The sequence below is a fragment of the Microbacterium sp. JZ70 genome (assembly GCF_053903225.1).
Window position 1 is genome coordinate 1609539 of sequence record NZ_CP096405.1, and the last position, 26074, is coordinate 1635612.

Genomic DNA, 26074 nt, shown 5'->3' on the forward strand with positions numbered 1-26074 from the left:
AGGCCCTCGCGCCGGATCGGCCGACGCCGGGTCGGCCCACGCCGGATCGGCCTGGGGATGCGAGCGTCACCGGATTCGGATCGGCGGGGCGGGTGAGCGCTCCTGGGACAGACACGCGCACAGGATCCCCGGCCATCCGATTCCGGGCACCACAGCGCGGCCCGCGCCGCGTGCACAGGGCTGCGCGCCCGGCGCGCCTGTCCACAGGGGCGCAGTCGCCGGCCATCCGACTCGTCATCCGCGATGACATGGGAGCATGACGAGTCCCCTCGCGGCGCGCATCGACGAGCCGCTCTCTCTGCCGTCGCCCGCCCCGCCGCCGCGGCCCGCACGCTGGCCGCTGTTCGCGGCGCTCGTGCCCGTCGTCGGCGGCGTCGCCATGTGGTTCGTCACGGGGTCGCTGCTGTCTCTCTGCTTCGCCGCCCTCGGCCCGCTCATGGCCGTCGCCGCCGCGGTCGACGCGCGACGCAGCTCCCGACGGGAGCGTCGGCGCGCTGATGCCGCCTACACCGAGGCGTGTGCGCGCATCGAGTTCGAGATCGAGCAGCGCCACGATCGCGAGCGGGTCGAGCTGAACCGTCGGCTCGTCGATCTCGGCGCGCTGCTCGCCGACGAGCGCGCGGTGTGGCGCGCTCCCTCCGACGAGCTCGTGGTCGGCCGCGGGGAGGCATCGAGTCGCGTCCGCGTGTCAGGCGGCGAGGGCGAGCGCGCAGACGCCCTGCGCCGGCGCGCGGGCGTCCTTCCCGATGCCCCGATCTCCATCGCACCGGGCGAAGGCGTGTGCGTGCGGGGAGCGCCGGTCGTGGCCCAGGCGGTGGCGCGCGCCCTCGCGCTCCAGGTCTGCCTGCGGATGGCTCCCGAGGCTCTCGGCGTCGCGGCGGCTCCTCCCGGGGAGGAGTGGATGGAGGCGCTGCCGCATCGGCAGACCTCGGCGCCGTCGCGGCGTCTGGCGCTCTCCGGCGAGGGACCGCCGCCGGACGCGGACATCGTGATCGCGGTCCGCGCGCCGGATGCCGCTCCGCCCGAGGCCTGCGGGGCGGTCCTCGACGTCGGCGAGGGCCTGCAGGGGCGGCTCATCCGCGGCACGCACGAGGAGGACGTCGCCGTCGAGGCCGTCTCCCGCGCGCAGGCGCAGGCCGTGGCCGAGGGGCTCGCGGGCCGCGGAGCCGAGCGCGGCGGCCGCGGCGGGCCCGATGCCGCGCTGACCCTCGGCGAGCTCGAGCCCGTCGCATCGGGGGATCGCGCGGGTCTGCCGGCGGTCGTGGGGCGGGCGGACGGCGAGCCGGCCGTGATCGACATCGTCGCCGACGGCCCGCACGCGGTCGTCGTGGGGACGACGGGAGCGGGCAAGAGCGAGCTGCTCGTCACGTGGGTCGCCTCGCTTGCGAGGACCTATACCGCCGACCGCGTGGTGTTCCTTCTCGCGGACTTCAAAGGCGGAACCGCGTTCGATGCGCTCTCCGAGCTGGCGCACGTGACCGGGGTCATCACCGACCTCGATGGGGCGGCATCGCGGCGGGCGGTCGAGAGCCTGCGCGCCGAGGTGCGCCGGCGCGAGGGACGGCTCGCTGCGTGCGGGGTGCGCGATGTCGGCGCGCCCGGCGTCGAGCTGCCTCGCCTCGTCATCGTCGTCGACGAGTTCGCGGCCATGCTGCAGGAGCACCCGGATCTCCACGCCGTCTTCGCCGACGTCGCCGCACGCGGCCGGGCGCTGGGCATGCATCTCATCCTGGGCACGCAGCGCTCGACGGGCGTGCTCCGCGATGCCCTGGTCGCCAACTGCCCCCTGCGCATCGCCCTGCGCGTCGCCGAGCCGTCCGAGAGCCGCGGCGTGATCGGCGTCGATCTCGCCGCGACGCTGCCGGGCGGCGCCGACGGGCGCGGCCTCGCGTACATCCGCCGAGCGGCCGACGCGGCGCCACGGCTCACGCGCATCGCGCTCACCACCCCGCGCGAGCTCGCGCCGATCGGCGCCGAGGGGGCGCCGCGCGCACAGGGACCGTGGCTGCCGCCGCTGCCGTCCGAGCTGCCCCTCGCCGCGGTGCGCGGCCGCGAGCCGGATGCCTCCGCTGTCGTGCTCGGCATCGCCGACGATCCGGAGCGGCAGCGCCAGCCGGTGGTGACCCTCCGCCCCGGTGTCGAGCGCGGGCTCGTCGTCGTCGGCGGATCGGGGAGCGGCACCTCGAACGTCGTGCGTCTCGTCCGTGCGCAGCGCCCCGATGCCATCGTCGTCCCCCGCGACGCGGAGGGAGCCTGGGATGCCGTCGAGCGCGCCGAGCACGCCGTCGACGGGCTGCTCCTGATCGACGATCTCGACGCTCTGCTCGCGCGATTCCCCCACGACTACGCGCACGCCATCGCCGAGCGCATCGAGAACGTCGTCCGCGATGCGGGGGAGAGGCGGATGACCGTCGTCGCGACGACCGCGCGCGTCACCGGCGCGGTCGCGCGGATCATCGATCTCCTTCCGCGGCGGGCGCTCCTGGCGCTCGCGTCGCGCGCCGACCACGCCGCGGCGGGCGGCGACGCGACGACGTTCGACCCGCGGCGGCCGCCCGGGCGCGGGGTCCTCGACGGGCAGGAGGTGCAGTTCGCTCTCGCTCCCGGCGCAGCTCGCGACGAGGCTGGGCCGGCCACGCCCGTCGCCTGGCGCCCGGTCGCTCCCGTCACCGCGCTGGTCGTGAGAGCGGCACGTCGACGCTGCGCCGCACTCGCCGACGGATGGGGCGACGGCGTGCGGATCCTCGCCGTGGACGAGCTCCCGCCGGGATCCTCTCTCGAGAGCCTCGCTCTCGCGGACGCGCCGGTCGTCGTCGCGGGGGAGCCTGAGTCGTGGCAGCGCCAGTGGGTGCTCCTTCAGGAGGCGCGCGGCGGCCATCCGCTGGTCGTGGGCGCCGAGTGCGCGACCGAGCTGCGCGCGCTCACCGGGGAGCGGGAGCTGCCGCCGTTCGCGCGCACGCGCGCTTCGCGGGCGTGGCTGTGCGCCGACGGGCTCCCGCCGCGACGGATCGTCCTGCCATGATCCGACGCGGCTCGGTCGGGCTCGGCGTCACACGGTCGCGCGGATGCGACCCACCTCGACGCCGCCGCCGCGGATCGACAGCAGCGGGTGGCTGCGCGCGAAGGAGTCGACCGCCTCCGCCGAGAGAGCGCCCGCCCGCGCGAGCAGGGTGAGCGCGACGACGACCCCCGCGCGCGTCGAGCCGTCGAGCATCTTGAGTGCCACGGTCGTCCCGTCGGGAGCGATCATCGTCTGCACGCCCTCCGCGCCGAACTTCGAGTAGACCCCGAACGTCTCGATCGCGACCGTATCCGGGCGGCCCGGCCCGTCGACCGTCCAGGGGTGCTCGCGCACCGCCCGGACGAGCGCGCCTGCGACGCGGTGCATCGCGAACGGCGACCGCTCCGACGAGTTGCCCGCGCGGTGCACGGCGCGCGCGAGCCCCGCGAGCGTGATCGCGTGCACGGGCGCGCCGCAGCCGTCCACGACCGTGGCGCCGACGCGCTCGCCCGACAGTCGCTCGACGACCTCGCGGATGTGCAGCTGCAGCGGATGCGCGGGGTCGAGATACGTCGCGGTGTCCCAGCCGCTCGCGACGCACGCCATGAGCATCGCGGCGTGCTTGCCCGAGCAGTTCATCCGGAGGCGGGACGGCTCGAAGTGGTCGCGCACCATCGCGTCGCGGGTCGTCGAGTCGCTCGGCCACTGTGCGGGGCATCCGAGGGCGTCCTCGCTGAGGCCGACCGATCCGAGCATGTCACGCACCACCGAGGCGTGACGGTCGGTGCCCGCATGGCTCGCGGTGGCGAGCGCGAGTCGCTCGCCCTCGAGGGGCGCGCCCGCGGTGACCGATCCGATGGCCTGCAGCGGCTTGAGCGCCGAGCGGGGGAGCACGAGCGCGTCGGTGCGGCCGAGCGCCGTGACCACCTCGCCGTCGGGCGACAGCACGAGCGCGGCGCCGACGTGGCGGGACTCCACGAACCCTCCTCGATCGACGACGGCGAGCTCGACGGCATCCGGGGCGGTGAAGGTCTCTGGGGTCACCTCACAACCCTAACGAAGCGCCGCGGGCCCTCCGCCGGCGTCCGCGGTGCGACACTGGGGGCATGCTCGGCGAACACCACTACGCGCTCACCGCCACCTGGACCGGCAACCGGGGCACCGGGACATCCGGATACCGCGACTACGACAGGTCCGTGTCGCTGAGGATCGAGGGCAAGCCCGAGGTGCTCGCATCCGCCGACGTGCCGTTCCGCGGAGACGGTGCGCGCTGGAACCCCGAGGACCTGCTCCTCGCGGCGCTGTCGGAGTGTCATCTGCTCTCCTACCTGCACGCGTGCGTCGTCCGCGGCGTCGTCGTCACGTCGTACGTCGACGAGGCGGTCGGAACCATGCGCCAGCAGGGCAACGGCGGGCGGTATGAGAGCGTGACGCTGCGCCCGCGGGTCACGGTCGCCGACGCGTCGATGGTCGAGGACGCGCGCGCGGCGCACGACGACGCCCACGAGTGGTGCTTCATCGCCAACTCGGTGAACTTCCCCGTGCACCACGAGGCGGAGGTCTCCGTCGGCTGACGGCTACAGGCGCTCGTGGGGCAGGGCGCGCTTGATCTTCTCGAGCGTGCTGCTCGCCGGAAGCTCGTTGTAGACCCCGGCGAGCTCCTGGCCGGACAGCTCGTGGATGGCCGCCATGATCTGATCCGTGGCCGCGCGGCGCGCCTTGCCCGAGGACGCCGGTCCGTGCACGGACACATCGATCGGCGCGCCGAAGCGCACCGTCACCCGGTCGCGGAGCGACGGCATCCGAGCGCCCACCGGCATCACCTTGTCCGTGCCGATGAGCCCGATCGGCACGACCGGGGCGCCGCTCTCGAGCGCGAGGTACGCGACGCCCGTCCGGCCCTTGTACAGGCGCCCGTCGCGCGAGCGCGTGCCCTCCGGGTGGAGCGCCACGGCCGCGCCCGTCGCGAGGATGTCCTTCTGCCGGTCGAGCGCGTCGAGCGCGGCCTGCCCGGCGGCGCGGTCGACAGGGATCGCGCCGACGGCCGTGAAGAACGTCCGCGAGAACCAGCCCTTGAAGCCGGTGCCGGTGAAGTAATCCGACTTCGCGAGGAAGTGGACAGGGCGCGGTGCCGCCGCGATCGGGATGACGATCGAGTCGATGAACGACAGGTGGTTGCTCGCGAGGATGACCGCCCCTTCGGCGGGGATGTTCTCCCTGCCCTCGACTCGAGGGCGGTAGACGGCGCGCGCGAGAGGAGCGAGGACGACGCGCCCCAGCGTGTAGACCCAGCTGGGGCGGACGGGTGAGCCGTCGGACTCGGCCGGGTTCTGCACGTCGTCGGTCATCCCTCCAGGGTACTGCCGACGTATGCCGTCGCCGGAATCCTGCGGATCGCCGGTGCGACCGCGGCGTTCAGCGCATGCGGAGCGGAAATCGGGGAGGATGGGACGCGATCCCCCGATGAATGAGGTTTCCGTGCGTGCTCGCTCCCTTGGCCTGATGTCCACCGCCGTCGTCGCGGCTCTCGCCCTCGCGGGCTGCGCGCCCTCGGGAGAGGCGGAGCCGGAGGCGTCGCCCACGGGCACGCCCGCCGACCTCTGCGCGGCCGCCGCCCCCACGGGTGAGGCCGTGGAGTCGGTGACGGTGGACGGCGAGCTCGGCGAGCCGTCGACGGCCACCTTCGAGAAGCCGATCGAGGTCCCCGAGGCCCAGCGCCTCGTCCTCGAGGAGGGCGATGGCGAGCCGGTCCAGAGCGGCGACTACCTCAACTACGCGCTCACCGCCTACGACGCCGTGAGCGGCGAGAAGGTCGGGGAGCTCGGCTACAACGAGGGCGAGCTGCTCCCCGCGCTCGTGTCGCCCGAGTCGCTCGGTCAGTTCACGGGGTGCGAGAACGTCGGCTCGCGTCTCGTGCTCGCGCTTCCGTCGGGCACCGACCAGGCCGGCACCGCGACGAACGCGCAGATCTACGTCTTCGACCTCCTGAGCGTGACGCCGACCGCGGCGTGGGGTGAGGAGCAGGAGCCGACCGAGGGCATGCCCACGGTCGAGCTCGCCGAGGATGGCGCTCCGACCGTCACGATCCCCGAGGGCGCCGAGGCGCCGGAGACGACCGAGCTGTCGACCCTCAAGGCCGGCGACGGCGCCACGGTCGAGGCGGGCGACATGGTCCTCGTCCAGTACACGGGCGTGAAGCTCTCCGACGGCTCCGTGTTCGACTCGAGCTGGGACCGCGGCACGCCCGCGCAGTTCGAGACCACGGGCGTGGTGACGGGCTTCAAGAAGGCCCTCGAGGGCCAGAAGGTCGGCTCGCAGGTGCTCGCGGTCATCCCGCCCGCCGAGGGCTACGGCGCGAGCGAGGGCAACGAGCTCCAGGAGGAGACGCTCGTCTTCGTCGTCGACATCCTCGCGACCCAGCACCCGGCGCCCGCCGCAGAAGAGGCTCCGGCGGAGTGACCCGCGTGCGTCGCGTCATCGTTCTCGGGTCGAGCGGGTCCATCGGCACGCAGGCGCTCGAGGTCATCCGCGCGCACCGCGACCGGTTCGAGCCGGTCGGCCTCTCGACGGGATCCAACGCGGACCTGCTCCGCGCGCAGGCGGCCGAGTTCGGCGTCGAGCACACGGCCCTCGGCGCGGAGGGCTCGGCCCAGCTCGTGCGGGACGTGGACGCCGACATCGTGCTCAACGGCATCACGGGCTCCGTCGGCCTCGGTCCCACGCTCGCGGCGCTCGAGGCCGGGCGCACGCTCGCCCTCGCGAACAAGGAGTCGCTCATCGTCGGCGGCGAGCTCGTCAAGCGGCTCGCCCGCCCGGGGCAGATCGTCCCGGTCGACTCGGAGCACTCCGCGATCGCCCAGGCCCTGCGGGCCGGGGAGCGCGGGGAGGTGCGTCGCCTCGTCGTGACCGCGTCGGGCGGGCCGTTCCGCGGATGGTCGCGCTCCGCGCTCGAGGACGTCACGCCCGCCCAGGCGCTCAAGCACCCGAACTTCTCGATGGGGCGCGTCATCACGACGAACTCGGCGACGCTCGTGAACAAGGGCCTCGAGGTGATCGAGGCGCACCTGCTGTTCGACGTGCCGTACGACCGGATCGAGGTGGTCGTGCACCCGCAGCAGCTCATCCACTCGATGGTGGAGTTCCACGACGGCTCGACGATCGCGCAGGCCGGACCGCCGCGCATGCTCGTCCCGATCGCGCTCGGCCTCTCCTGGCCCGAGCGTCTCGTCGACGTCGACGTGCCGATCGACTGGACCGCGGCGCAGACGTGGGAGTTCTCGCCGCTCGACGACGACGCATTCCCGTCGGTGCGGCTCGCGCGACGTGCGGGTGAGGCGGGTGGCACGCATCCCGCGGTCTACAACGCCGCCAACGAGCAGGCGGTCGAGGCGTTCCACGACGGGCGGCTGTCGTTCCCCGGCATCGTCGACACGATCGCCGCCGTGCTCGACCGACACGAGGCTCCGGCCGAGCTCACGCTCGAGACCCTCGCCGACGCGGAGGCCTGGGCGCGCCGCAGCGCTGACGAGCTCATCGCCGCACGCGGCTGACGGCGCGCCCGCCCGCGGGTGCACTTGCCGCGTGCGGCCGCCATCCGCGGATCTGACCGGCCGCACGGGGCAAGCGCCAGGACTCGGGGCAAGCGCCAGGACTCGGGGCAAGCGCCAGGGCGTGCGCGGCTCAGTCCTCGTAGGGGACGGGCCAGGCCGGGTCCGGCACGGGCCAGCCGGCGTCGCGCAGCGCGCGCCGTGCGAGCTCGCGCGCCGAGTACGGCGTGCGGACGCCCTTGATGTCGCGGTAGTCCTGGTGACCCGGGCCCGCCCAGAGGATCGCGTCGCCCGGTCCGACGAGCTTGACCGCCTCGACGATCGCGGTCTCGGGCGGCGAGAACTCGTAGATCGGGTGGTCCGGGTTCGCCGCGCGTGCGCCCTCGAGGAGGGTCGCGCGGATGGCCGCGGGGTCCTCGTGACGCGGGTGGTGGTCGGTGATGACGACGATGTCGCTGCCCTCGACCGCCGTGCGGCCCATGTCGCGGCGCTTCGTCTTGTCGCGGTCTCCGTCGGCGCCGAAGAGCATGAGCACCTTGCCGGGAGTCACGCGGCGGACGGCCGCGAGGGTCTTCTCGAACGCATCGGGCGTGTGGCCGAAGTCGACGTAGACCGCGGGGCCCTCCGGTCCCGAGACGAGCTGCGTGCGCCCCGGCAGGTACGCGCGGATGCCGCCGTCGCGCTCGAGCGCCTCGACGATGCGCTCCCACGCGAAGCCGGCCTCGAGCAGCATGACGATGGCGGTGCCGGCGTTCGACGCCATGTGCGGGCCGATGACCGGCACGACCGACGTGAGCGCGCGGCCATCCGGTCCGGTCAGCGTGAACCGCGTGCCCTCCTGGCGCTCGTCGTCGATCGTGACGATCCAGTCCGCCTGGGCAGCCGCATCGGGGTCGGCCGCGATCGACGGGGTGGCGACGGTGACCACGGGCACGGTCGCGCGCGCGACGTACTCCGCACCGGGAGCCGAGTCGAGGGAGATGACCGCGCGGCGCGAGCGCTCGGGCGTGAAGAACGACGCCTTCGCCTCGAAGTACTCGCGCATGTCGGCGTAGTCGTCGAGGTGGTCGTGCGTGAGATTCGTGAACGCCGCGACGTCGAAGACCAGGCCGTCGACGCGATGGCGGGTCAGCGCCTGCGCGCTGACCTCGACCGCGACGGCCTCGACGCCCCGCTCGCGCATGAGGGCGAGCAGCGCGTGGAACTCGCTCGCCTCGGGGGTCGTCAGACGCGACACGATGACCTCGCCCGCGATGTGGCGCTCGGCGGTCGACGAGAGCCCCGTCACCACGCCCATCTGGGTGAGGATGCCGTCGAGAAGGTGCGTGATCGAGGTCTTGCCGTTCGTGCCGGTCGTCCCGAGGAGCAGCGGCAGGTCGCGGTCGGTGCCATAGACCCACGCCGACAGATCGCCGAGCACGGCGCGCGGGTCGGAGACGACGACGATCGGCAGACCGGCCGACGCCGCGATCTCGGCGCCCTCCGTGTCCGTCACGACCGCGACGGCGCCCTTCTCGGCCGCGGCCGCCGCGAACTCCGCACCGTGGCGGTTGACGCCGCGGATCGCGACGAACGCCTCGCCCGCGCGCAGGTCGGCGGTCGCGAGCGTGACGCCGGTGAGCTCGACGCCCGTCGCCTCCCCGCGCAGCTCGCCGCCGAAGCGCTCGGCGAGCTCGGTCAGGGAGCGTCGCGGCGGGTTCTCCGGTCGCAGGACGGGGGGCAGGTTCGACGGTGTCGCGGACATCCTCTCCATCGTCTCACGCGCGATCCGAGGAGAGCATGCGAGGCGCCGACGGGGTGTCGGCGCCTCGCATCGTCTCAGCGACGCGCGGTGCGGCGATACGCGAGGACGCTCACGACGAGAGCGGCGACCCCGGCAGCGAGCCCGCCCGCACCGAGCGCGACCGGCACTGCGCCGCTGTCGGCCTCGCCCGCGTCCGTCTCCGTCGTCGCGTCGTCCGCAGCGTGGCCGTCCTCTTCCGCCGCCGGCGCGAGCGTCACGACCGGCGCCGGAGCCTCGAGGTCGTGCGGGTCCTCGCCGTCCTCGGCGATCTCGGACCACGAGGTCGAGCCGTCGACGCACAGCTGCTCGACGGGGAATGCGAGCGTGTCGGGAGCGTCGGCGGCGTAGGCGACCGAGAGCTCCACAGCGGCGCGCATCGCGTTCGGGACGGGCTCGTCCGCCGTGTAGGTGATCGACTGCACGAGGCCGGTCGACGCGTCGCGCTCGACGTCGATCGACCATCCGGCCTGGACGGTCGGGACGACCGAGTCGATGCCGTCGGCGGGCGGCGTGATCACGAGGGCGGTCGTGGGGGAGTCGTCGCATCCGTGCGAGAACGCGAACGTCAGCACGTCGTACCCGCCCGCGACGGGAGCATCGGGCGTCACGGTGACGTGCGCGTGCGCCGCGAGCGGTGCGGCCACGAGGGCGGCGGCGAGCGCGCCGGACGCGGCGAGGCGGATGCCGCGACGGCGGATGGCGGGACGACGGGCAGGGGCGATGGGAGTCATGGCTGTTCCTTCGGGGTCTTCGATTCGCTCCGGCGCAGCGCGGCCCGGCTGCGAGGCAGGCCGGAGGGCGCGCGGGGGTGCCGGATGGCGCGGATGCGCCGGACGTCGCGCGCGGCGATCGCGGAGCGCGACGGGTGCCCGGGACGGGCAATGTCAGGCGAAGGAAGCCGAAGGCGGTCCGCGCTGCAGGCGGATGTCGTGGAAGCGCCGGCTCGCCCGCTCGCTGCGGCGGTCTGCACGCAGGGGAAGCCGACGACGGATGCGCACGAGCGGGAGCGCGGCCGCGCGCACGAGGCGCGCGATCGCCCACGCGGCGATCGCGCGGACGAGCTGCTCGCCGCGCCAGAGGAGCGCCGTCGTGACGAGCGCGGCGACCGCGTGCGCCGCGAGCATGGGGGCATCGGCCGCCGTCGCGAGGACGGCCGTCTCGACGAGGGCCGGATGCGCGTGCGCCTCGGCGTGCAGATGCCCCGCGTGCGCGCTCTCGGAGATGCGCGTCGCGACCGGCGACCCGAGCGCGAGGAATGCGAGGTGGAACGCCGCCTGGGTCGTGACGACGGCGGCGAGCACGCGGGACAGACGCGGACGCCGGCCGACGACGAGGATGGCCGGCAGAGCGAGCACCGCGGCCATCGCGACGACGAGGAGCGGAGCGGGAGCGGCTCCGCCGCCGACCGTGTGCGAGACGGCGGCGAGCACGGTCGCGACCGTCGACGCGGACGCCCCGCGGAGGGCGCGCAGCTGCCGGTCGGTCACGCCCCCCAGGATAGGCGCTCGCCGCGGGCGCCCGCGCCGTGCGGGGAACTCCGAGGCGTGGCCGCTAGCGTGGCGGCGTGGATGTCCTCGCGTTCGTGATCGGTGTGCTGGTCATGGTGGTCGGCCTCGCGGTCTCGATCGCGCTGCACGAGATCGGGCATCTCGTGCCCGCCAAGCGCTTCGGCGTGCGGGTCGGGCAGTACATGATCGGCATGGGCCCGACGCTGTGGTCGACGCGCCGCGGCGAGACCGAGTACGGCGTCAAGGCGTTCCCGATCGGCGGCTACATCTCGATGGCGGGCATGTACCCGCCGGCGAAGGACGAGCCGACGACCGCGGCCGACTCGGCCGCGGCCTCCGCGCGCGCCGCCCGTCGCCGCGGCATCTACGCGACGCTCGTGCAGGACGCGCAGGCGGCGAACGCCGAGACGCTCGAGGGCGTCGACGACGCGCGCACCTTCCATCGGCTGCCGGTGTGGAAGCGCGTCGTCATCATGCTCGGCGGCCCGATCATGAACCTCGTGCTCGCGGTCGTCCTGTTCGCGGTGCTCTTCAGCGGCATCGGCATGCAGCAGGCGACGACGACGGTCGCCGCCGTGTCCGAGTGCGTCCTTCCTCCCGGTTCGACGGCCACCGAATGCGCGGCCGACGACCCCGAGGCGCCGGCGCACGCGGCCGGCATCCTCCCCGGCGACCGTCTCGTCGAGCTCGACGGAACGCCCGTGGAGACGTTCGCCGAGGCATCCGAGATCATCCGCGCGCACCCTGGCACGGCCATCCCCGTCGTCGTGGAGCGCGACGGCGCCCGTGTCCCGCTGACGCTCACGCCCGTCGAGAACGAGGTCGAGGTCACCGCGGACGACGGCACGACGTCGGTCGAGACCGTCGGCTACGCCGGCATCAGCTCGTCGGTCGAGCGCGTGCGCGAGCCGATCTGGGCGGGTCCGCAGGCGGCAGCAGACAACGTCGCGGCGGTCGTGGGGATCGTCGTCGACCTTCCCGCTCGGCTGTACGACACCGCCTACGACCTCTTCACCGGCGGGGAGCGCGACGCGGACGGCCCGATGAGCGTCGTCGGCGTGGGGCGTCTCGCGGGTGAGGTGGCCGCGACCGACGCGCCGATCCTCGACCGCGTCGCCGTGATGACGAGCCTCCTGGCGTCGCTCAACGTCGCGCTGTTCGTCTTCAACCTCGTGCCGCTGCTGCCGCTCGACGGCGGTCACATCCTCGTCGCCCTGTGGGACGGCGCGCGCCGGGCGGTCGCCAAGCTCCTCGGCCGCCCCGAGCCGGCGCCCACCGACGCCACGCGCCTCGTGCCCCTCACGCTCGTCGTGGTGGTGCTCCTCATCGGCATGGGCGCGCTGCTGTTCGCGGCCGACATCTTCAACCCCGTGCAGCTGCTCGGCGGCTGAACGCGCGCCAGGCGGTCTCAGGCGAGCGCGTGCGCGACGAGGCGCTCGAGGGTCCGCATGCCGTCGCGCGACAGGATGGACTCGAGGTGCCCCTGCACCGACGCGAAGCCCGCACCGCGGAGGGCGTAGACGTCGCCCGTCGACGGGTCCGCCGCGACCTCGACCTCGCCGACCGCGCCGCACCGCGTCTCGCTCGGCGTGAGCCGCGTGACGCCGGGCGTCACGCGGGCCGTGAAGGTGTTGTAGAAGCCGATCGATGCGCGCTCGCCGAACAGGTCGACATCGAGCTGGAGGCCCTGGTGGGGGCTCGCGAGCGTCCCGAGGCCGACGCCGATGCGGTCCGCGAGGATCTGGTGGCTCAGGCACACGGCGAGAAGGGGTCGGTGCTGCTCGAGTCGGCGCACGACGACCTCGCGCATGCGGGCGACGCGCGGGCTCTCGTCGTCGCGCGGATCGCCGGGGCCGGGGCCCGAGACCACGAGCTCCGCCGCGTCGAGGCGGGCGGGCTCGGCCTCGCTCCAGTGCACGATCTCCACGTCGAGGCCCAGGTGGCGCAGCTGGTGGGCGAGCATCGTCGTGAAGCGATCCTCGGCATCGACGACGACCGCGCGTCGGCCCGTGAACGGCGCCTGCCGGGCACCCGGCTCCTGCTCCTGCATCCAGAACGGCGCGAGGCGCGCGTTGCGGGAGGCCAGGAGCGTCGCGATGTCGGGGTCGTCGGCGAGGCGACGGGCGGCGGCCGGCTCGTCGTCGTCGGGCACGATCGTGATCGCGCGCGGGATGGCGCCGATCGCGCCGAGCACGCCGGCCGCCTTGCCGTGCGTCTCGCTGACCTCCCCGTACGGATCCGAGTGCCGCACGAGGGTCGCGCCGACCGGCACGCGGAGGCGGCCGTCCTCGAGATACGCGGTGCGGATGAGGATCGGGGCGTCGAGGTCGTGCCCGCCCTCGGCGTTCGGCGTGAACAGCGCGGCGACGCCCGAGTAGTACCCGCGCGGCGACGCCTCGTGGCGGCGGATGACCGCGCACGCGTTCTGCATGGGGGAGCCCGTGACCGTCGGGGCGAACATCGTCTCCCGGAGGATCTCGCGCGGGTCCAGGCGCGAGCGCCCGCGCAGCACGTACTCCGTGTGCGTGAGGCGCGACATCTCCTTGAGATGCGGGCCCGTGATCCGGCCGCCGTCGCTGCAGACGGCGCTCATCATCTTGAGCTCCTCGTCGACGACCATGAAGAGCTCCTCGGTCTCCTTCGTCGACGAGAGGAACTCCGTCAGCGTCTCGACCGTCGCGCCGCCGGCCGGATGGCGGAAGGTGCCCGAGATCGGGTTCATCGTGACCACCCCGTCGCGCGCGCTGACGTGCGCCTCGGGGCTCGCCCCGACGGCCACGTGCCCGGGGGTGATGATCGCGAAGGTCCAGTACGCGCCGCGCTCGTGCTCGAGCAGCGCACGGAACCAGGTCAGCGCGGCCACGCGCGGGTCGGCGTCGACGCCGGCCACGTAGTCGCGGCGGATGACGAAGTTGGCGCCCTCTCCGCGCCCGATCTCCTCGGATATGACACGGCGGACGATCGCCGCGTACTCCGCGTCGTCGAGGTCGAATCCCGCGGCCGCGAGCGGGATGTGCTCGGCCGGCAGCGCGGCGACGGCGGCGTCGAGCGGGATGGCCGAGTGCGCGTCGACGGTGAGGCAGCGCAGCGGCGCGTCGTCGTCGTGCGCCTCGAAGCCGCGCTCGCGCACCTGGCGGAACGGCACGAGCGCGAGCACCTCGCGCGGGGTGCCGTCGGGCCCGGTCAGCGGGATGTCCGCGAGCAGCTCGACGTCGACGACCTCGCCCTCGAGCACCTCGACCGCGTCGCCGCCCTCTCGGACGATGAGCGCGAACGAGGCGCCGGGGTCGGCGGCGAGGCGGGCGATGAGGTCGGCCGTGGCGGGGGCAGCGGTCCCGGTCATGCGTGAAACTCCTCCTGGGCGAGGCTGCCCTCAGACAGAAAAGACCGCCCCATCCGGTTGAACTGGGCGGTCGAATTCGAGGTTCGCGAAGCACCGCCTATCGGGCGGGCCACCAGGTGCGGTTCGCGAACATGCGCCTGAAACTACCACAGGCGCGCGGAGCCTGCCGCGCGGTGCGTCGCTCCCGCCGCTCCGCTCGCCCGCCATCCAGCCCGCTTCCACCCGTGCGGCGTAACCTGGACCCGTGCCTGCAGTGAACATCGGTATGCCCCGCGTGCCCGAGACCCTCGCCCCGCGCCGCAAGTCGCGTCAGATCCGGGTCGGGAAGGTCCTCGTCGGCGGCGACGCCCCCGTCAGCGTGCAGTCCATGACGACGACGCCGACCACCGACATCAACGCGACGCTGCAGCAGATCGCCGAGCTCACGGCGTCGGGCTGCGAGATCGTCCGCGTCGCGGTGCCGAGCCAGGACGATGCGGATGTCCTCCACATCATCGCGAAGAAGAGCCAGATCCCGGTCATCGCGGACATCCACTTCCAGCCGAAGTACGTGTTCCAGGCGATCGATGCCGGCTGCGCGGCTGTCCGCGTGAACCCCGGCAACATCCGCAAGTTCGACGACCAGGTCGGCGCGATCGCGAAGGCCGCGCAGGCCGCCGGCGTCTCGCTCCGCATCGGCGTGAACGCGGGCTCGCTCGACCGCCGCCTGCTCGAGAAGTACGGCAAGGCGACGCCCGAGGCCCTCGTCGAGTCGGCGGTGTGGGAGGCGAGCCTGTTCGAGGAGCACGACTTCCACGACTTCAAGATCTCGGTCAAGCACAACGACCCGATCGTCATGGTGAAGGCGTACCGCCTGCTCGCCGAGCGCGGCGACTGGCCGCTGCACCTCGGTGTGACCGAGGCGGGCCCCGCCTTCCAGGGCACGATCAAGTCGGCCACGGCGTTCGGCATCCTCCTCGCGGAGGGCATCGGCGACACCATCCGCGTCTCGCTCTCGGCGCCGCCCGCAGAGGAGGTCAAGGTCGGCCACCAGATCCTGCAGTCGCTCAACCTGCGCGAGCGCAAGCTCGAGATCGTGTCCTGCCCGTCGTGCGGACGCGCCCAGGTCGACGTCTACTCGCTCGCCGACAGCGTCACGGAGGGGCTCAAGGACATGACGGTGCCGCTGCGCGTGGCGGTCATGGGGTGTGTCGTGAACGGGCCCGGCGAGGCGCGCGAGGCCGACCTCGGCGTCGCATCGGGCAACGGCAAGGGCCAGATCTTCGTCAAGGGCGAGGTCATCAAGACCGTGCCGGAGGCCGAGATCGTGCAGACGCTCATCGAGGAGGCGAACCGCATCGCCGACGCGATGGGCCCGGACGCCCCGCTCGGCACCGCGCAGGTCGTCACGGCGTAGCGCCGCGCGGCGCCGTGCCAGGATGGCGTCCGTGCCCCTCGACCGCATCGCCCTGATCTCCGACGTCCACGGCAATCTCACGGCGCTCGAGGCCGTGCTCGCCGACATCGCCGCGCGCGGCATCGTGCACATCGTCAACCTCGGCGACACGGCGGGCAAGGGCCCGCGCGGAAGCGCCGCCGTGGCGCGCGTGCAGGAGGCCTGCGCGGTCAACGTGCGGGGCAACTGGGACGACTTCCTCGACACCATCCCGGACGAGGGCCCCGCCGAGATGGTCTGGTGGCGCGACGAGCTCACGGCCGCGCAGCGCCTCTGGCTGCGCACGCTGCCGCTCTGCCACGATCTCGCGCTGAGCGGGCGCCGCATCCGTCTCTTCCACGCGTCGGCGGAGAGCCCGCACGTGCGCGTGCACTTCCACCACACGGCCGAGCAGTTCGACGGGATGTTCCGCGCCACCGAGATGACCGGACCGGGCGCGGCTCCCGACGTCGTCGGCTACGGCGACATCCACGACGCGTACATCGAGTCGGCCGACGGGCGCACGCTCTTCAACGTCGGCAGCGTGGGCAACCCGCTCGACGAGCCCACGCCGTCGTACGTCATCCTCGAGGGCGAGCTCGACGGGGAGCGCGGCGCCCCCTTCGGCGTCCAGTTCGTGCGCGTGCCGTACGACGTCGAAGCCGAGATCGCGGTAGCCCGGGAGCGCGCGATGCCCACGGCGGACGTGTGGGAGATCGAGCTGCGCACCGCCGTCTACCGCGGTCGCCAGACCGCCTGAGCGGCCTCAGCGCACGGCGGCGACGACGAGCTCGGCGAGCCGCACCGGCTGCGTGAACTGCGGCCAGTGCCCCGAGCCGATGCGCACGACCTCGACGTCGGCGATGGCGCCGAACTCGTCCGCGAACGGCCCCCACTGCGCGAGCTCGGCGCGGAGGGCGTCCTCGTCCATCGACCCCATCAGGAGCGTGACCGGCACGTCGTGCCGTCGCGGATCCGAGAGCGCGATCTCGTCGGTCGGGACCCGGGCCGGCACGCTTCCGGCGAGCGCGGCCGTCCGCTCGCGCGTCTCCGCGTCGAGGTCGGCGGTCTCGGGCGCGTCGAAGAAGTCCCACCCCGGGAACGGCACGACGCCGCCCTCGACGGGGAACTCCGAGATGCCGAAGCCGGGCGCAGGCGGCACCGTGTCCACGAAGACCGCGCGTGCCACGCGATCGGGCCGCGCATCGACCGCGCCCCAGGCCACGTTGCCGCCGCCCGAGTGGCCCACGAGGACCACCGGCTCGGCGGCGGCGTCGATCTCCGCGACGACCGCGTCGATCCAGTCGGCGAGGCCGATGTCGCCGGGATCGGGGTCCCCGACGCCGGGCATGGTGAGGGGGCGAGGGCGATGGCCGGCGGCCGTGAGCGCGTCGACGATCGGCCCCCAGGACCGTGCGTCGAGCCAGAGACCGGGAATGAGGAGGACGTCCATGCCCTCGACGCTAGCGGCGGCCTCCGACATGGCGGAAGGGGCGGCGCCGCGTTCTGCTTCAGGCGGATACGGGGCGGGCGATCAGGGCGCCGGGCGCCTCTCGCGAGACGCGCGCGGCGTCTCGCCGCGCGTCCTCGGCGACCCGCTCGAGCCATCCGCTCCGCCGCTGCGCGTCGGCATGGCGGACGTCGGTGAAGCGAGAGGCGCGCACCCGGCGGATGCCGCAGAAGCGCAGGGTCTGTGCGCGCAGCTGGCGCATCGCGGGGTCGCCCGTCGCCCACAGGAACCATCGCGGTGAGTCGCTCGTCATGATGACCCGGCCCGTGCGCCCGCGGAGGAGCCCCTCGGGGAACCCGTTCGCCCGATATCGGTAGGCGACGCGGGGCAGGAGCACGCGATCCAGGAAGCCCTTGAGGAGTGCGGGCGTCGATGCCCACCAGACCGGGGTCGCGACGACGACGTGGTCGGCGGCGAAGATCGCCTCGAGCGCGTCCTCGAGGTCGGGCTCGAGCGGCTGCTCGGCCCGGTAGCCCGCGCGCAGCACGGGATCGAAGTCGAGATCGCGCACCGCGAGCACGACAGCGTCGCCGTGCGCCTCCGCGTAGCGGCGGGCCAGGGCGGACACGAGGGAATCGGGCGACGGATGGCCGTCGATGACGAGAGCGGGCACGGCTCCTCCTGAGATGTGGGCACTGTCCAGAATGTGGACACTGTCAGGATAGCTAGGATCTTGCGCGTGTCAACATCCGTCAGCAGGTACCACCATGGCGACCTCGGTCCCGCGCTGCTCGAGGCGGCGGACGCGCTCCTGGCCGAGCGCGGTGCGGCGGTGCTGAGCCTCCGTGAGGTCGCACGCCGGGCGGGTGTGAGCCACAACGCGCCGTATCACCACTTCGCCGACCGCCTCGCGCTCCTCAAGCGCCTCTCCGAGCGGCACATGGACGCCCTCCTCGACGCGCAGCGCCGCGCGGCGGAGGGGGAGCGCGATCCGCGCGCACGGCTCCGCGCGATCGCGTCGGCCTACGTCGGGTACGCGCGGGAGCATCCGCACGGCTTCGGCATCGTCTTCGACCCCGAGGTGTGCGTGCCCGGCCATCCGTCGGAGGCGATGGCACCGCTCATCCGCGCGAACGAGGAGCTGATCGCCGAGGTCGTCGCACAGGCCGCGCCCGAGCTCGACGATCCGACCCGAGAGGCGGCCGTGGCCGGTGTCTGGGGCCTCGCCCACGGGCTCGCGACGCTCGTCGTCGCGGGGCACATCGACGCGGGGCAGGTCGACGCGGGCATCGACGGCGTCATCGCCCTCGCGAGCGCATCCGCCTGAGCGCCATGCGTCACGCGACGGAGAGGACGACCTCTCCCGTCGCGATGTCGGTCGACTCGACGCGCACGCGGATGCGCGTGCCCGGCTCGACAGCCTCCCGCACCGTCGCCGTCACGAAGGGGTCGGCGATCTGCACGCGGCGGCCGCCCTTCGTCTCGGCGAGGACGACCGCGTCCAGGACGTCGCCGATGCGCGCGTGCAGGACGGCCGCCTCGACGCGGTCGACGGCGCCGGACTCGAGACGAGACGCGAGGGCCGACGACCGGCGCATGATGTCGGGCAGCAGCGGCAGGGTGTCGACATCGGCACGCCCCGTGCAGGCGAGCAGCACGAAGCGATCGACGAGCCGCCGCAGGGGAGCGGTCGCATGCGCGTAGGGCGCGCCGATCGCGGCCTGGCCGGCATCCGCCGGGATCTCGTCGGGAGACGTGAACGCCGCGTAGTCCGCACCGCGGAAGAGCGCGCTCGCGGCCTGCAGGACCGCGGGCGTCGCGGGGTCGGCGGGGTCGAGCCGGCGCAGGTACTCGCCGTAGTCCACGGCGTCGTCCCAGGGGCGACCGAGGAGCGCGACGCGCCGCCGGAACTCCGCGAGCGACTCCTCGTCGGCCGGCGGCATCGTCCGCAGGATGCCGCGGCCCTCCCGCTGCATGATCGCGGCCGCGGCCATCCCCGTCATGAGGGAGATCTGCGCGTTCCAGTCCTCGACGGAAAGGGGCCTGCGCATCCGCAGCGTGTAGCCGTCCGGCCCGTCGACGATCTCCTCCTCGGGGGCGTTGAGGCTCGCTCCGCCGCGCGCGGCCTCCTGCGCGATCCGCAGGGGGCCGACCTCTGCAAGAAGCCGGAGCGTCTCCGGAGCCGAGCCGTCGTCGATCGCCTGCTGGGCATCCTCGTACGTCCACTGGCGCCGCGATCGCACCCACGCGCGCTCGAGCGTCACGTCCTCGGGGCCGTGCGCTCCCTCGGCATCGAGCGCGAAGCGCCACACATAGGCGCGGCGGTCCTCGTCGGGCAGGAGCGACGCGGCCCCGTGCGACAGGGCCTCGGGATGGAGTGGGATGGAGCCGTCCGGTGCGTAGAGGGTCTGCCCGCGGCGCCGTGCCTCCGCGTCGATCGCCCCGCCGGGGCGCACGAACGCCGCGAGGTCGGCGATCGCGTAGTGGACGACGAAGCCGTCACCCGCGCGGGCGATGTGCATCGCCTGATCGAGATCGCGCGATCCCTCGGGATCGATGGTCAGGAACACGAGGTCGCGCAGATCCGCGCGCTCGGCGTCCGAGCCGTCGACGGCGGCATCGCTCGCGGCGACCTCCTCCGACTCGGCGACGACCTCGGGCGGGAACGAATCGGGCAGCTCGAGGGATCGCCGCAGCTCGGCGAGCGCCTCTCCGAGCGCGCTCTGGACGGCGGACGGCGACAGGCGGGTGTGACGTGCCGGCATGCCGTCAGCCTAGGGGTGCGCCCGCCGCGCGCGAGTCAGGCGAGCACGCGCGTGAGCTTCTCGGGGTTCGACACCCGGCGGATGCCGCGGATGGCGCCGCTCGCGTCGAACTCGAACGCGATGACGTCGACCTCCGCCCCGATCGCGAGCGACAGCCCGGGCTCTCCGTTGACCTCCGTGTGCGCGACGCGGGGCCGCACGCCCGCTGCGATCGCCTTGCCGAGGATGCCCGCCAGGAAGCGGGCGATGCGACGCGGGCCGAAGACGGGGTTGAGAGCGCTGCGGACGCGTCCTCCGCCGTCCGCCCACAGGATGGCGTCGTCGGCGAGCGACGCCACCACGGCCGCGACGTCGCCGCCCTCGATGGCCTCGACGACGCGGGCGAGCGCCTCACGCGAGGGAGGGGGCGGCGACGCGGCGCGATCTCCGTCGAGCTGGAGCCGGCGCTCGCCGCGGGAGATGAGCTGACGCACGGCCGCCGGCGAGCGCTCGAGCACGCGTCCGATCTCGACCGCGCTCATCCCGAACGCCCGGTGGAGCACGACGGCCGCGCGCGCCTCGGGCGAGAGCTGCTCGGCGAGGTGCAGCACCGTGAGCGAGAGCATCTCGCGATCGGCGACGACGTCCTCGGGAAGCCGGTCGACCGCGACCGGCTCGGGGAGCCACGGGCCGGGGTACTCCTCCCGCTCCGCCGCCAGCTGCCGCAGTCGGTCGATCGAACGCCGCACGCACGTCGTGGTGAGCCATGCGGGCCACGACCGTACGGGCGCGCCCCGCTCGGCGCGGACGGCCTCGAGCGCCACCTCGGAGACCACGTCCTCCGCGTGGCCGAAGTCCCCGAGCATCCGATACGCGATGCCGATGAGGCGGTCGCGCTCCTCGCGCCAGGCGAGAGCGGCCGCCGAGCGCGACGACAAGGCCTCCACGATGCTCAGGCTACGGGGTGGGCGGCGTCCACCGGCGGCTCCATCTCGGTCGCGATCGCGATCCGGTTCCAGACGTTGATCGTCGCGATCGCCAGCACGATGGCACCGAGCTGCCCGTCGTCGAAGTGCCGCGCCGCGGCATCCCAGACCTCGTCGTCGACCCCGTCGGGTCCGAGGCGGGTGACGGCGTCGGTGAGGGCGAGCACCGCCGTCTCGCGCTCGTCGAACAGGGAGCGCGCATGACGCCATGCGGCGACCGCGTGCAGCCTGCGCTGCGAGATCCCGCGCCGGGCGCCGTCGGTCGCGTGCATGTCCACGCAGAATCCGCATCCGTTCAGGACGGATGCCCGCAGCTTGATGAGCTCGTAGAGCTCGGCGTCCACGGTCGAGCGCACATAGCCCTCGAGGCCGATCACCGCGGCATAGCCGAGCTTGTTGGTCTTCGCGATCGCGATGCGCGTCATGGGCGTCCTCCTCCGGTCGTTGTCGACGGCGGATGGCCGTCCATCCATACCGTCGGAGCGCGTGCGCGAAGTGTGACAGGGGCGCCGCCGGCGTGTCGGAGCGGCGAGGACGCGGGCCTAGACTTGTCGCTCGTGGTCACCCGTCTGTCGCAACTCTTCGTCCGCACGCTCCGAGAAGACCCTGCCGAGGCAGAGGTCGCGAGCCACCGCCTGCTCGTCAGGGCCGGCTACATCCGCCGTCAGGCGGCCGGCATCTTCGCGTGGCTCCCGCTCGGCCTGCGGGTGAAGGCGCGGATCGAGCAGATCATCCGCGAGGAGATGACGGCGGCTGGCGCGCAGGAGGTGCACTTCCCGGCGCTCATGCCGCGTGAGCCCTATCAGGCCACGGGCCGCTGGGACGAGTACGGCGACCTCCTCTTCCGTCTGCAGGACCGCAAGGGCGGCGACTACCTCCTCGCGCCGACGCACGAGGAGGCGTTCACGCTCCTCGTCAAGGACCTCTACTCGTCGTACAAGGACCTTCCGCTCACGATCTACCAGATCCAGGACAAGTACCGCGACGAGGCTCGGCCGCGCGCCGGCCTCCTGCGCGGACGCGAGTTCACGATGAAGGACGCGTACTCGTTCGACCACACCGACGAGGGCCTCGACCGCTCGTACCAGGCGCAGCGCGACGCGTACGAGCGCATCTTCCAGCGCCTCGGACTCGAGTACGCGATCGTGCAGGCCGACGCCGGGGCGATGGGCGGCTCGCGCTCCGAGGAGTTCCTCCACCCGACGCCCGTCGGCGAGGACACCTTCGTCCGCAGCGAGGGCGGCTACGCGGCCAACGTCGAGGCGTACACGACGACGGCGCCCGAGCCCGTCCCGTTCGACGGCCTCCCCGAGCCCGTCGTCTTCGACTCGCCCGGCACGACGACTATCCAGACCCTCGTCGCGCACGCGAACGACGTGCTCGAGGGGGAGTGGACCGCGGCCGACACGCTCAAGAACGTCGTGCTCGCGCTCACCCATCTGGACGGCACGCGCGAGCTCGTCGTGGTGGGCATCCCCGGCGACCGCGACATCGACGACAAGCGCGTCGAGGTCGCCTTCGCGCCCGCCGAGGTCGAGCCAGCGACGGACGCCGACTTCGAGGCGAACCCGCTTCTCGTCCGCGGGTTCATCGGACCCTGGAGCGCGACCGGGCCCATCCTCGGCGAGGAGTCGGCCACGGGCATCCGCTATCTCCTCGACCCCCGCGTCGTCGACGGCACGCGCTGGATCACGGGCGCGAACCAGGCCGACCGCCACGTGCACGGGCTCGTCGCCGGGCGCGACTTCACGGCCGACGGCTTCGTCGAGGCGGCGACCGTGCGCGACGGAGACCCCGCTCCGGATGGCTCGGGCCCCGTGACGCTCGCGCGCGGCATGGAGATCGGCCACGTCTTCCAGCTCGGCCGGAAGTACGCGGAGGCGCTCGGCCTCAAGGTGCTCGACGAGAACGGCAAGCTCGTGACCGTCACGATGGGCTCGTACGGCATCGGCGTCACGCGCATCCTCGCGATCATCGCCGAGCTCTCGCACGACGACAGGGGCCTCATCTGGCCCGAGTCGGTCGCGCCGTTCGACGTGCACATCGTGGCCACGGGCAAGGGAGACGAGGCGTTCGCGCTCGCCGAGCGGCTCGTCGCCGACCTCGAGTCGGCCCGCCTCGACGTGCTCTACGACGACCGTCCGAAGGTGTCGCCGGGGGTCAAGTTCGGCGACGCCGAGCTCATCGGCGTGCCGAAGCTCGTCGTCGTCGGGCGCGGTGCGGCCGACGGGATGGTCGAGCTGTGGGACCGTCGGACGGGCGACCGCGAGGTGGTCGCGTTCGCCGACGCCGTGGCGCGCCTGACCGCCTGACGCGCCGCACGGCGTTTGGCCCGCGGGCGGGCGAGACGACATACTGACGCGCATGGAAGACCTCGAAGCGCTCATCGCATCTGTCGGCGACCAGTTCTGGACCTGGATCGTGCTGCCGATCGTGGCGCTCCTCGGCGTGTACATCACGGTGCGCTCGGGCGCGGTGCAGATCCGCATGCTGCCGGAGATGATCCGGACCCTTGCGGACAAGACCCCGCTCGACGACGACGGCCGCCCGCAGTCGGTGTCCTCGTTCCAGGCGTTCACCATCTCGGCGGCCTCGCGCGTCGGCACGGGAAACATCGCGGGCGTCGCGACCGCGATCGCGGTCGGCGGGCCCGGCGCGGTCTTCTGGATGTGGCTCATGGCGACGATCGGCGCCGCCTCCGCCTTCGCCGAGTCGACGCTCGCGCAGCTGTTCAAGGTGCGCGACAAGGACGGCTTCCGCGGCGGCCCCGCGTACTACATGGCCAAGGGACTGCGTGCCCGCTGGATGGGCGTCGCGTTCGCGGTCATCCTCATCTTCTGCTTCCCGTTCGCCTTCTCGGCTCTGCAGGCGAACACGATCGCGCTCACGATGTCGTCCGCCATCACGCAGCTCTCCGGGGCCGAGGGCACCTGGCTGCTCTGGGTCGTCGGCATCCTCACGGCGGCGCTCACGGGCGTCATCGTGTTCGGCGGCGTGCGCCGGATCGCGAGCGTGACGCAGGGGCTCGTCCCCGTCATGGCGCTCGCCTACCTGCTCCTGGGCCTCGCGGTCGTCATCGTGCACATCGACCAGCTCCCCGCCGCGTTCGCGTCGATCTTCACGCAGGCGTTCGGGTTCAACCAGATTCTCGGCGCGACGCTGGGCCAGATCATCCTCACCGGCGTCAAGCGCGGCATGTTCTCGAACGAGGCCGGCCTCGGCTCGGCGCCCAACGCGGGCGCCGCCGCCGCCGTCACGCACCCCGCGAAGCAGGGCTTCGTGCAGTCGCTCGGCGTCTACTTCGACACCATGATCGTGTGCTCGATCACCGCGTTCACGGTCCTCGTCGCGGTCCCGATCGAGAAGGGCGGGATGTCGGGCATCGAGCTCACCGAGCACGCGCTGACCTCGTCGCTCGGGGGTTGGGCCACGATCGCCCTGGCGGTCGTCGTGTTCATGCTCGCGTTCAGCTCGATCATCGGGAACTACTACTACGGCGAGGCGAGCATGGAGTTCATCTCGACGAAGCCCGCGGTGCTCACGACGTTCCGGGCGCTCGTCGTGCTCGCGGTGCTCGCGGGGTCGGTCGCCGCCGCGAGCTTCGTCTGGACGCTCGCGGACGCGATCATGGGCGTCATGGCCGTGATCAACCTCGTCGCGGTCGCGCTGCTGTCGGGTCTCGTCTTCCGACTGCTCAAGGACTACTCGCAGCAGCGCCGAGCAGGTGCCGATCCGGTGTTCACGCGCGACCTCATGCCCGACGTGCAGGGCATCGAGTGCTGGGAGAACGCGGAGAGCGTGACCGGCCCGATCCGGGTGGTCGGCCGCAGGCGCTGAGGCGCGCGCCCGCGGCCCGCTCCCAGCGTGGGCGCGGCTCGATCCGGTATCGTTGCGGAGATGTCGGCGAGACGTGTGCCGATGAGAGCTGAATACGGAGGACGCTGTGGATATCGATCTCGGATTGCTGCGAACGGTCGAGCGCGAGAAGGAGATCCCGTTCGACGAACTCGTTCGGATCATCGAGCAGGCCGTCCTCACGGCATACGGCAAGCACGTCTCCCAGAGCGGCGAGATCCCCGAGGGCGCACGCGCGCACCTCGACCGCAAGACCGGCCACGTCGCGATCCTCGTCCCCGTGCGGGATGAGGAGGGCGCGATCATCGGCGAGGAGGAGACGACTCCCGAGGACTTCGGCCGCATCGCCGCCTACGCGGCCAAGCAGGTCATCAGCCAGCGCCTGCGCGACCTGGCCGACGACGCCGTGCTCGGCGAGTTCCGCGGCAAGGAGGGCGACATCGTCGCGGGCGTCGTGCAGCAGGGGCCCAACCCGCGCATGATCCACGTCGACCTCGGCACGGTCGAGGCCATCCTGCCGCCCGAGGAGCAGGTGCCCGGCGAGGAGTACTCGCACGGATCCCGCCTGCGCGTCTACGTCACGAGCGTCGCGAAGGGCCTCAAGGGCCCGCAGATCACCGTGTCGCGCACGCACCCCGGTCTCGTCCGCAAGCTCTTCGCGCTCGAGGTCCCCGAGATCGCGAACGGGCTCGTCGAGATCACCTCGCTCGCCCGCGAGGCGGGGCACCGCACGAAGATCGCCGTGCGCGCGAACGACCCGTCGATCAACGCGAAGGGCGCCTGCATCGGCGAGCTGGGCCGCCGCGTCCGCGCCGTCACGGAGGAGCTCAGCGGGGAGAAGATCGACATCGTCGACCACGATGACGACCTCCCGAAGTTCGTCGCGAACGCGCTGTCTCCCGCCAAGGTGACGAGCAGCTTCGTGCTCGACGCGACGACGAAGGCCGTTCGCGCGCTCGTGCCCGACTACCAGCTGTCGCTCGCGATCGGCAAGGAGGGGCAGAACGCCCGTCTCGCCGCCAAGCTCACGGGCGCCAAGATCGACATCCAGCCCGACAGCATCCTCGAGCAGGGCTGAGCCGGCCCGATCGAAAGGGCCGTCGCGACACGCGCGACGGCCATCCGCGATGCCGAGGTGTAGGATGGAACCCGTACGGACGTGCGTCGCCTGTCGCATGCGCGCTCCCCGAGCCGCCCTTCTCAGGGTGGTCGTCATCGATTCCGAGCTCGTCCCCGATGAGCGCGCTGTCATGCCGGGCCGGGGGGCGTGGGTCCATCCGACGCCCGAGTGCATCGGAACCGCACTCACACGCCGCGCCTTCGTACGAGCACTGCGCGTGCCGGGCCCGCTCGACACGCAGACCTTCGAGAAATGGCTGAGCAGCTATGGAAATCAAGTGAACGGCTCGAAATGAGACCCGTCCGCCTTTAGAGGTCTGCCCT

The 26074-nt window shown here is 73.0% G+C and carries 23 protein-coding genes; 12 read left to right on the plus strand and 11 right to left on the minus strand.

All coding sequences use genetic code 11. The features are described 5' to 3' along the window. The first annotated feature begins 256 nt into the window (after positions 1 to 256). Positions 257 to 3022 (plus strand): FtsK/SpoIIIE domain-containing protein, encoded by a 2766-nt coding sequence (locus M1D46_RS07310; protein WP_456287036.1) that lies wholly within the window; start codon positions 257 to 259, stop codon positions 3020 to 3022. A gap of 27 nt (positions 3023 to 3049) precedes the next feature. Here M1D46_RS07310 and M1D46_RS07315 read toward each other — a convergent pair whose 3' ends face one another. Then, positions 3050 to 4045, minus strand: coding sequence for an asparaginase (locus M1D46_RS07315; RefSeq protein WP_324012024.1), 996 nt, complete (start codon positions 4043 to 4045; stop codon positions 3050 to 3052). A 62-nt stretch (positions 4046 to 4107) separates the two neighbouring features. Between M1D46_RS07315 and M1D46_RS07320 the strand changes: the two genes are divergently transcribed. Further along, positions 4108 to 4575: an OsmC family protein gene (locus M1D46_RS07320; RefSeq protein WP_421075635.1), complete on the plus strand. Its 468-nt coding sequence runs from the start codon at positions 4108 to 4110 to the stop codon at positions 4573 to 4575. Between the two features lie 3 nt (positions 4576 to 4578). Here M1D46_RS07320 and M1D46_RS07325 read toward each other — a convergent pair whose 3' ends face one another. Continuing rightward, complete coding sequence (locus tag M1D46_RS07325) at positions 4579 to 5349, minus strand: lysophospholipid acyltransferase family protein (RefSeq protein WP_282978104.1); 771 nt, start codon at positions 5347 to 5349, stop codon at positions 4579 to 4581. A gap of 154 nt (positions 5350 to 5503) precedes the next feature. Between M1D46_RS07325 and M1D46_RS07330 the strand changes: the two genes are divergently transcribed. Both M1D46_RS07330 and dxr read left to right on the plus strand, forming a co-directional pair. Next, a complete protein-coding gene (locus tag M1D46_RS07330; RefSeq protein WP_271172217.1) occupies positions 5504 to 6460 on the plus strand; it encodes an FKBP-type peptidyl-prolyl cis-trans isomerase in 957 nt (318 codons plus the stop codon). Between the two features lie 5 nt (positions 6461 to 6465). Then, positions 6466 to 7551, plus strand: a complete 1086-nt coding sequence (dxr, locus tag M1D46_RS07335; RefSeq protein WP_456287154.1) for a 1-deoxy-D-xylulose-5-phosphate reductoisomerase — start codon at positions 6466 to 6468, stop codon at positions 7549 to 7551. Positions 7552 to 7681: 130 nt separating this feature from the next. On the opposite strand, the gene M1D46_RS07340 is transcribed toward dxr, so the two are convergent. The 3 genes from M1D46_RS07340 to M1D46_RS07350 form a co-directional block, all read right to left on the minus strand. Continuing rightward, positions 7682 to 9292 (minus strand): Mur ligase family protein, encoded by a 1611-nt coding sequence (locus M1D46_RS07340; RefSeq protein WP_421075636.1) that lies wholly within the window; start codon positions 9290 to 9292, stop codon positions 7682 to 7684. 74 nt (positions 9293 to 9366) lie between these two features. Then, complete coding sequence (locus M1D46_RS07345; RefSeq protein WP_456287037.1) at positions 9367 to 10062, minus strand: YcnI family protein; 696 nt, start codon at positions 10060 to 10062, stop codon at positions 9367 to 9369. Positions 10063 to 10215: 153 nt separating this feature from the next. After that, positions 10216 to 10818, minus strand: coding sequence for a hypothetical protein (locus tag M1D46_RS07350; protein WP_456287038.1), 603 nt, complete (start codon positions 10816 to 10818; stop codon positions 10216 to 10218). Between the two features lie 77 nt (positions 10819 to 10895). Here M1D46_RS07350 and M1D46_RS07355 point away from each other — a divergent pair, with 77 nt between their 5' ends. Further along, positions 10896 to 12230, plus strand: a complete 1335-nt coding sequence (locus M1D46_RS07355) for a M50 family metallopeptidase (protein WP_456287039.1) — start codon at positions 10896 to 10898, stop codon at positions 12228 to 12230. Positions 12231 to 12247: 17 nt separating this feature from the next. Here M1D46_RS07355 and M1D46_RS07360 read toward each other — a convergent pair whose 3' ends face one another. Then, positions 12248 to 14182 (minus strand): chorismate-binding protein, encoded by a 1935-nt coding sequence (locus M1D46_RS07360; protein WP_456287040.1) that lies wholly within the window; start codon positions 14180 to 14182, stop codon positions 12248 to 12250. A gap of 244 nt (positions 14183 to 14426) precedes the next feature. On the opposite strand from M1D46_RS07360, the gene ispG reads away from it, so the two are divergent. Together ispG and M1D46_RS07370 are read left to right on the plus strand one after the other, a co-directional pair. Continuing rightward, on the plus strand, positions 14427 to 15578 hold the full coding sequence (ispG, locus tag M1D46_RS07365) for a flavodoxin-dependent (E)-4-hydroxy-3-methylbut-2-enyl-diphosphate synthase (RefSeq protein WP_271172211.1): 1152 nt from the start codon (positions 14427 to 14429) through the stop codon (positions 15576 to 15578). 22 nt (positions 15579 to 15600) lie between these two features. Continuing rightward, positions 15601 to 16356 (plus strand): metallophosphoesterase family protein, encoded by a 756-nt coding sequence (locus tag M1D46_RS07370; protein ID WP_456287041.1) that lies wholly within the window; start codon positions 15601 to 15603, stop codon positions 16354 to 16356. Between the two features lie 6 nt (positions 16357 to 16362). On the opposite strand, the gene M1D46_RS07375 is transcribed toward M1D46_RS07370, so the two are convergent. Together M1D46_RS07375 and M1D46_RS07380 are read right to left on the minus strand one after the other, a co-directional pair. Next, complete coding sequence (locus tag M1D46_RS07375; protein ID WP_456287042.1) at positions 16363 to 17049, minus strand: alpha/beta fold hydrolase; 687 nt, start codon at positions 17047 to 17049, stop codon at positions 16363 to 16365. Between the two features lie 58 nt (positions 17050 to 17107). Next, positions 17108 to 17719, minus strand: a complete 612-nt coding sequence (locus M1D46_RS07380) for an NAD(P)H-dependent oxidoreductase (protein ID WP_456287043.1) — start codon at positions 17717 to 17719, stop codon at positions 17108 to 17110. Positions 17720 to 17785: 66 nt separating this feature from the next. Between M1D46_RS07380 and M1D46_RS07385 the strand changes: the two genes are divergently transcribed. Beyond that, positions 17786 to 18373: a TetR/AcrR family transcriptional regulator gene (locus M1D46_RS07385; protein ID WP_456287044.1), complete on the plus strand. Its 588-nt coding sequence runs from the start codon at positions 17786 to 17788 to the stop codon at positions 18371 to 18373. A 10-nt stretch (positions 18374 to 18383) separates the two neighbouring features. Here the strand turns inward: M1D46_RS07385 and M1D46_RS07390 are convergent, their stop codons facing one another. From M1D46_RS07390 to M1D46_RS07400, 3 genes are read right to left on the minus strand one after another with little or no spacing between them, the layout of a single operon-like run. Continuing rightward, a complete protein-coding gene (locus M1D46_RS07390) occupies positions 18384 to 19811 on the minus strand; it encodes an RNB domain-containing ribonuclease (protein WP_456287045.1) in 1428 nt (475 codons plus the stop codon). A 35-nt stretch (positions 19812 to 19846) separates the two neighbouring features. Then, complete coding sequence (locus M1D46_RS07395; protein ID WP_456287046.1) at positions 19847 to 20737, minus strand: sigma-70 family RNA polymerase sigma factor; 891 nt, start codon at positions 20735 to 20737, stop codon at positions 19847 to 19849. Between the two features lie 5 nt (positions 20738 to 20742). Continuing rightward, the gene (locus tag M1D46_RS07400; protein ID WP_282978092.1) at positions 20743 to 21201 is read right to left on the minus strand and encodes a carboxymuconolactone decarboxylase family protein; all 459 of its coding nucleotides are present in this window, start codon (positions 21199 to 21201) and stop codon (positions 20743 to 20745) included. A 132-nt stretch (positions 21202 to 21333) separates the two neighbouring features. Between M1D46_RS07400 and M1D46_RS07405 the strand changes: the two genes are divergently transcribed. From M1D46_RS07405 to M1D46_RS07420, 4 genes are all read left to right on the plus strand, one after another. After that, positions 21334 to 23088, plus strand: coding sequence for a proline--tRNA ligase (locus tag M1D46_RS07405; RefSeq protein ID WP_456287047.1), 1755 nt, complete (start codon positions 21334 to 21336; stop codon positions 23086 to 23088). Between the two features lie 52 nt (positions 23089 to 23140). Then, positions 23141 to 24613: an alanine/glycine:cation symporter family protein gene (locus tag M1D46_RS07410; protein WP_456287048.1), complete on the plus strand. Its 1473-nt coding sequence runs from the start codon at positions 23141 to 23143 to the stop codon at positions 24611 to 24613. Positions 24614 to 24719: 106 nt separating this feature from the next. Next, the gene (nusA, locus tag M1D46_RS07415; RefSeq protein ID WP_324012002.1) at positions 24720 to 25709 is read left to right on the plus strand and encodes a transcription termination factor NusA; all 990 of its coding nucleotides are present in this window, start codon (positions 24720 to 24722) and stop codon (positions 25707 to 25709) included. 97 nt (positions 25710 to 25806) lie between these two features. Next, positions 25807 to 26046, plus strand: coding sequence for a YlxR family protein (locus M1D46_RS07420; RefSeq protein WP_456284865.1), 240 nt, complete (start codon positions 25807 to 25809; stop codon positions 26044 to 26046). The last annotated feature ends 28 nt before the right edge of the window (positions 26047 to 26074 follow it).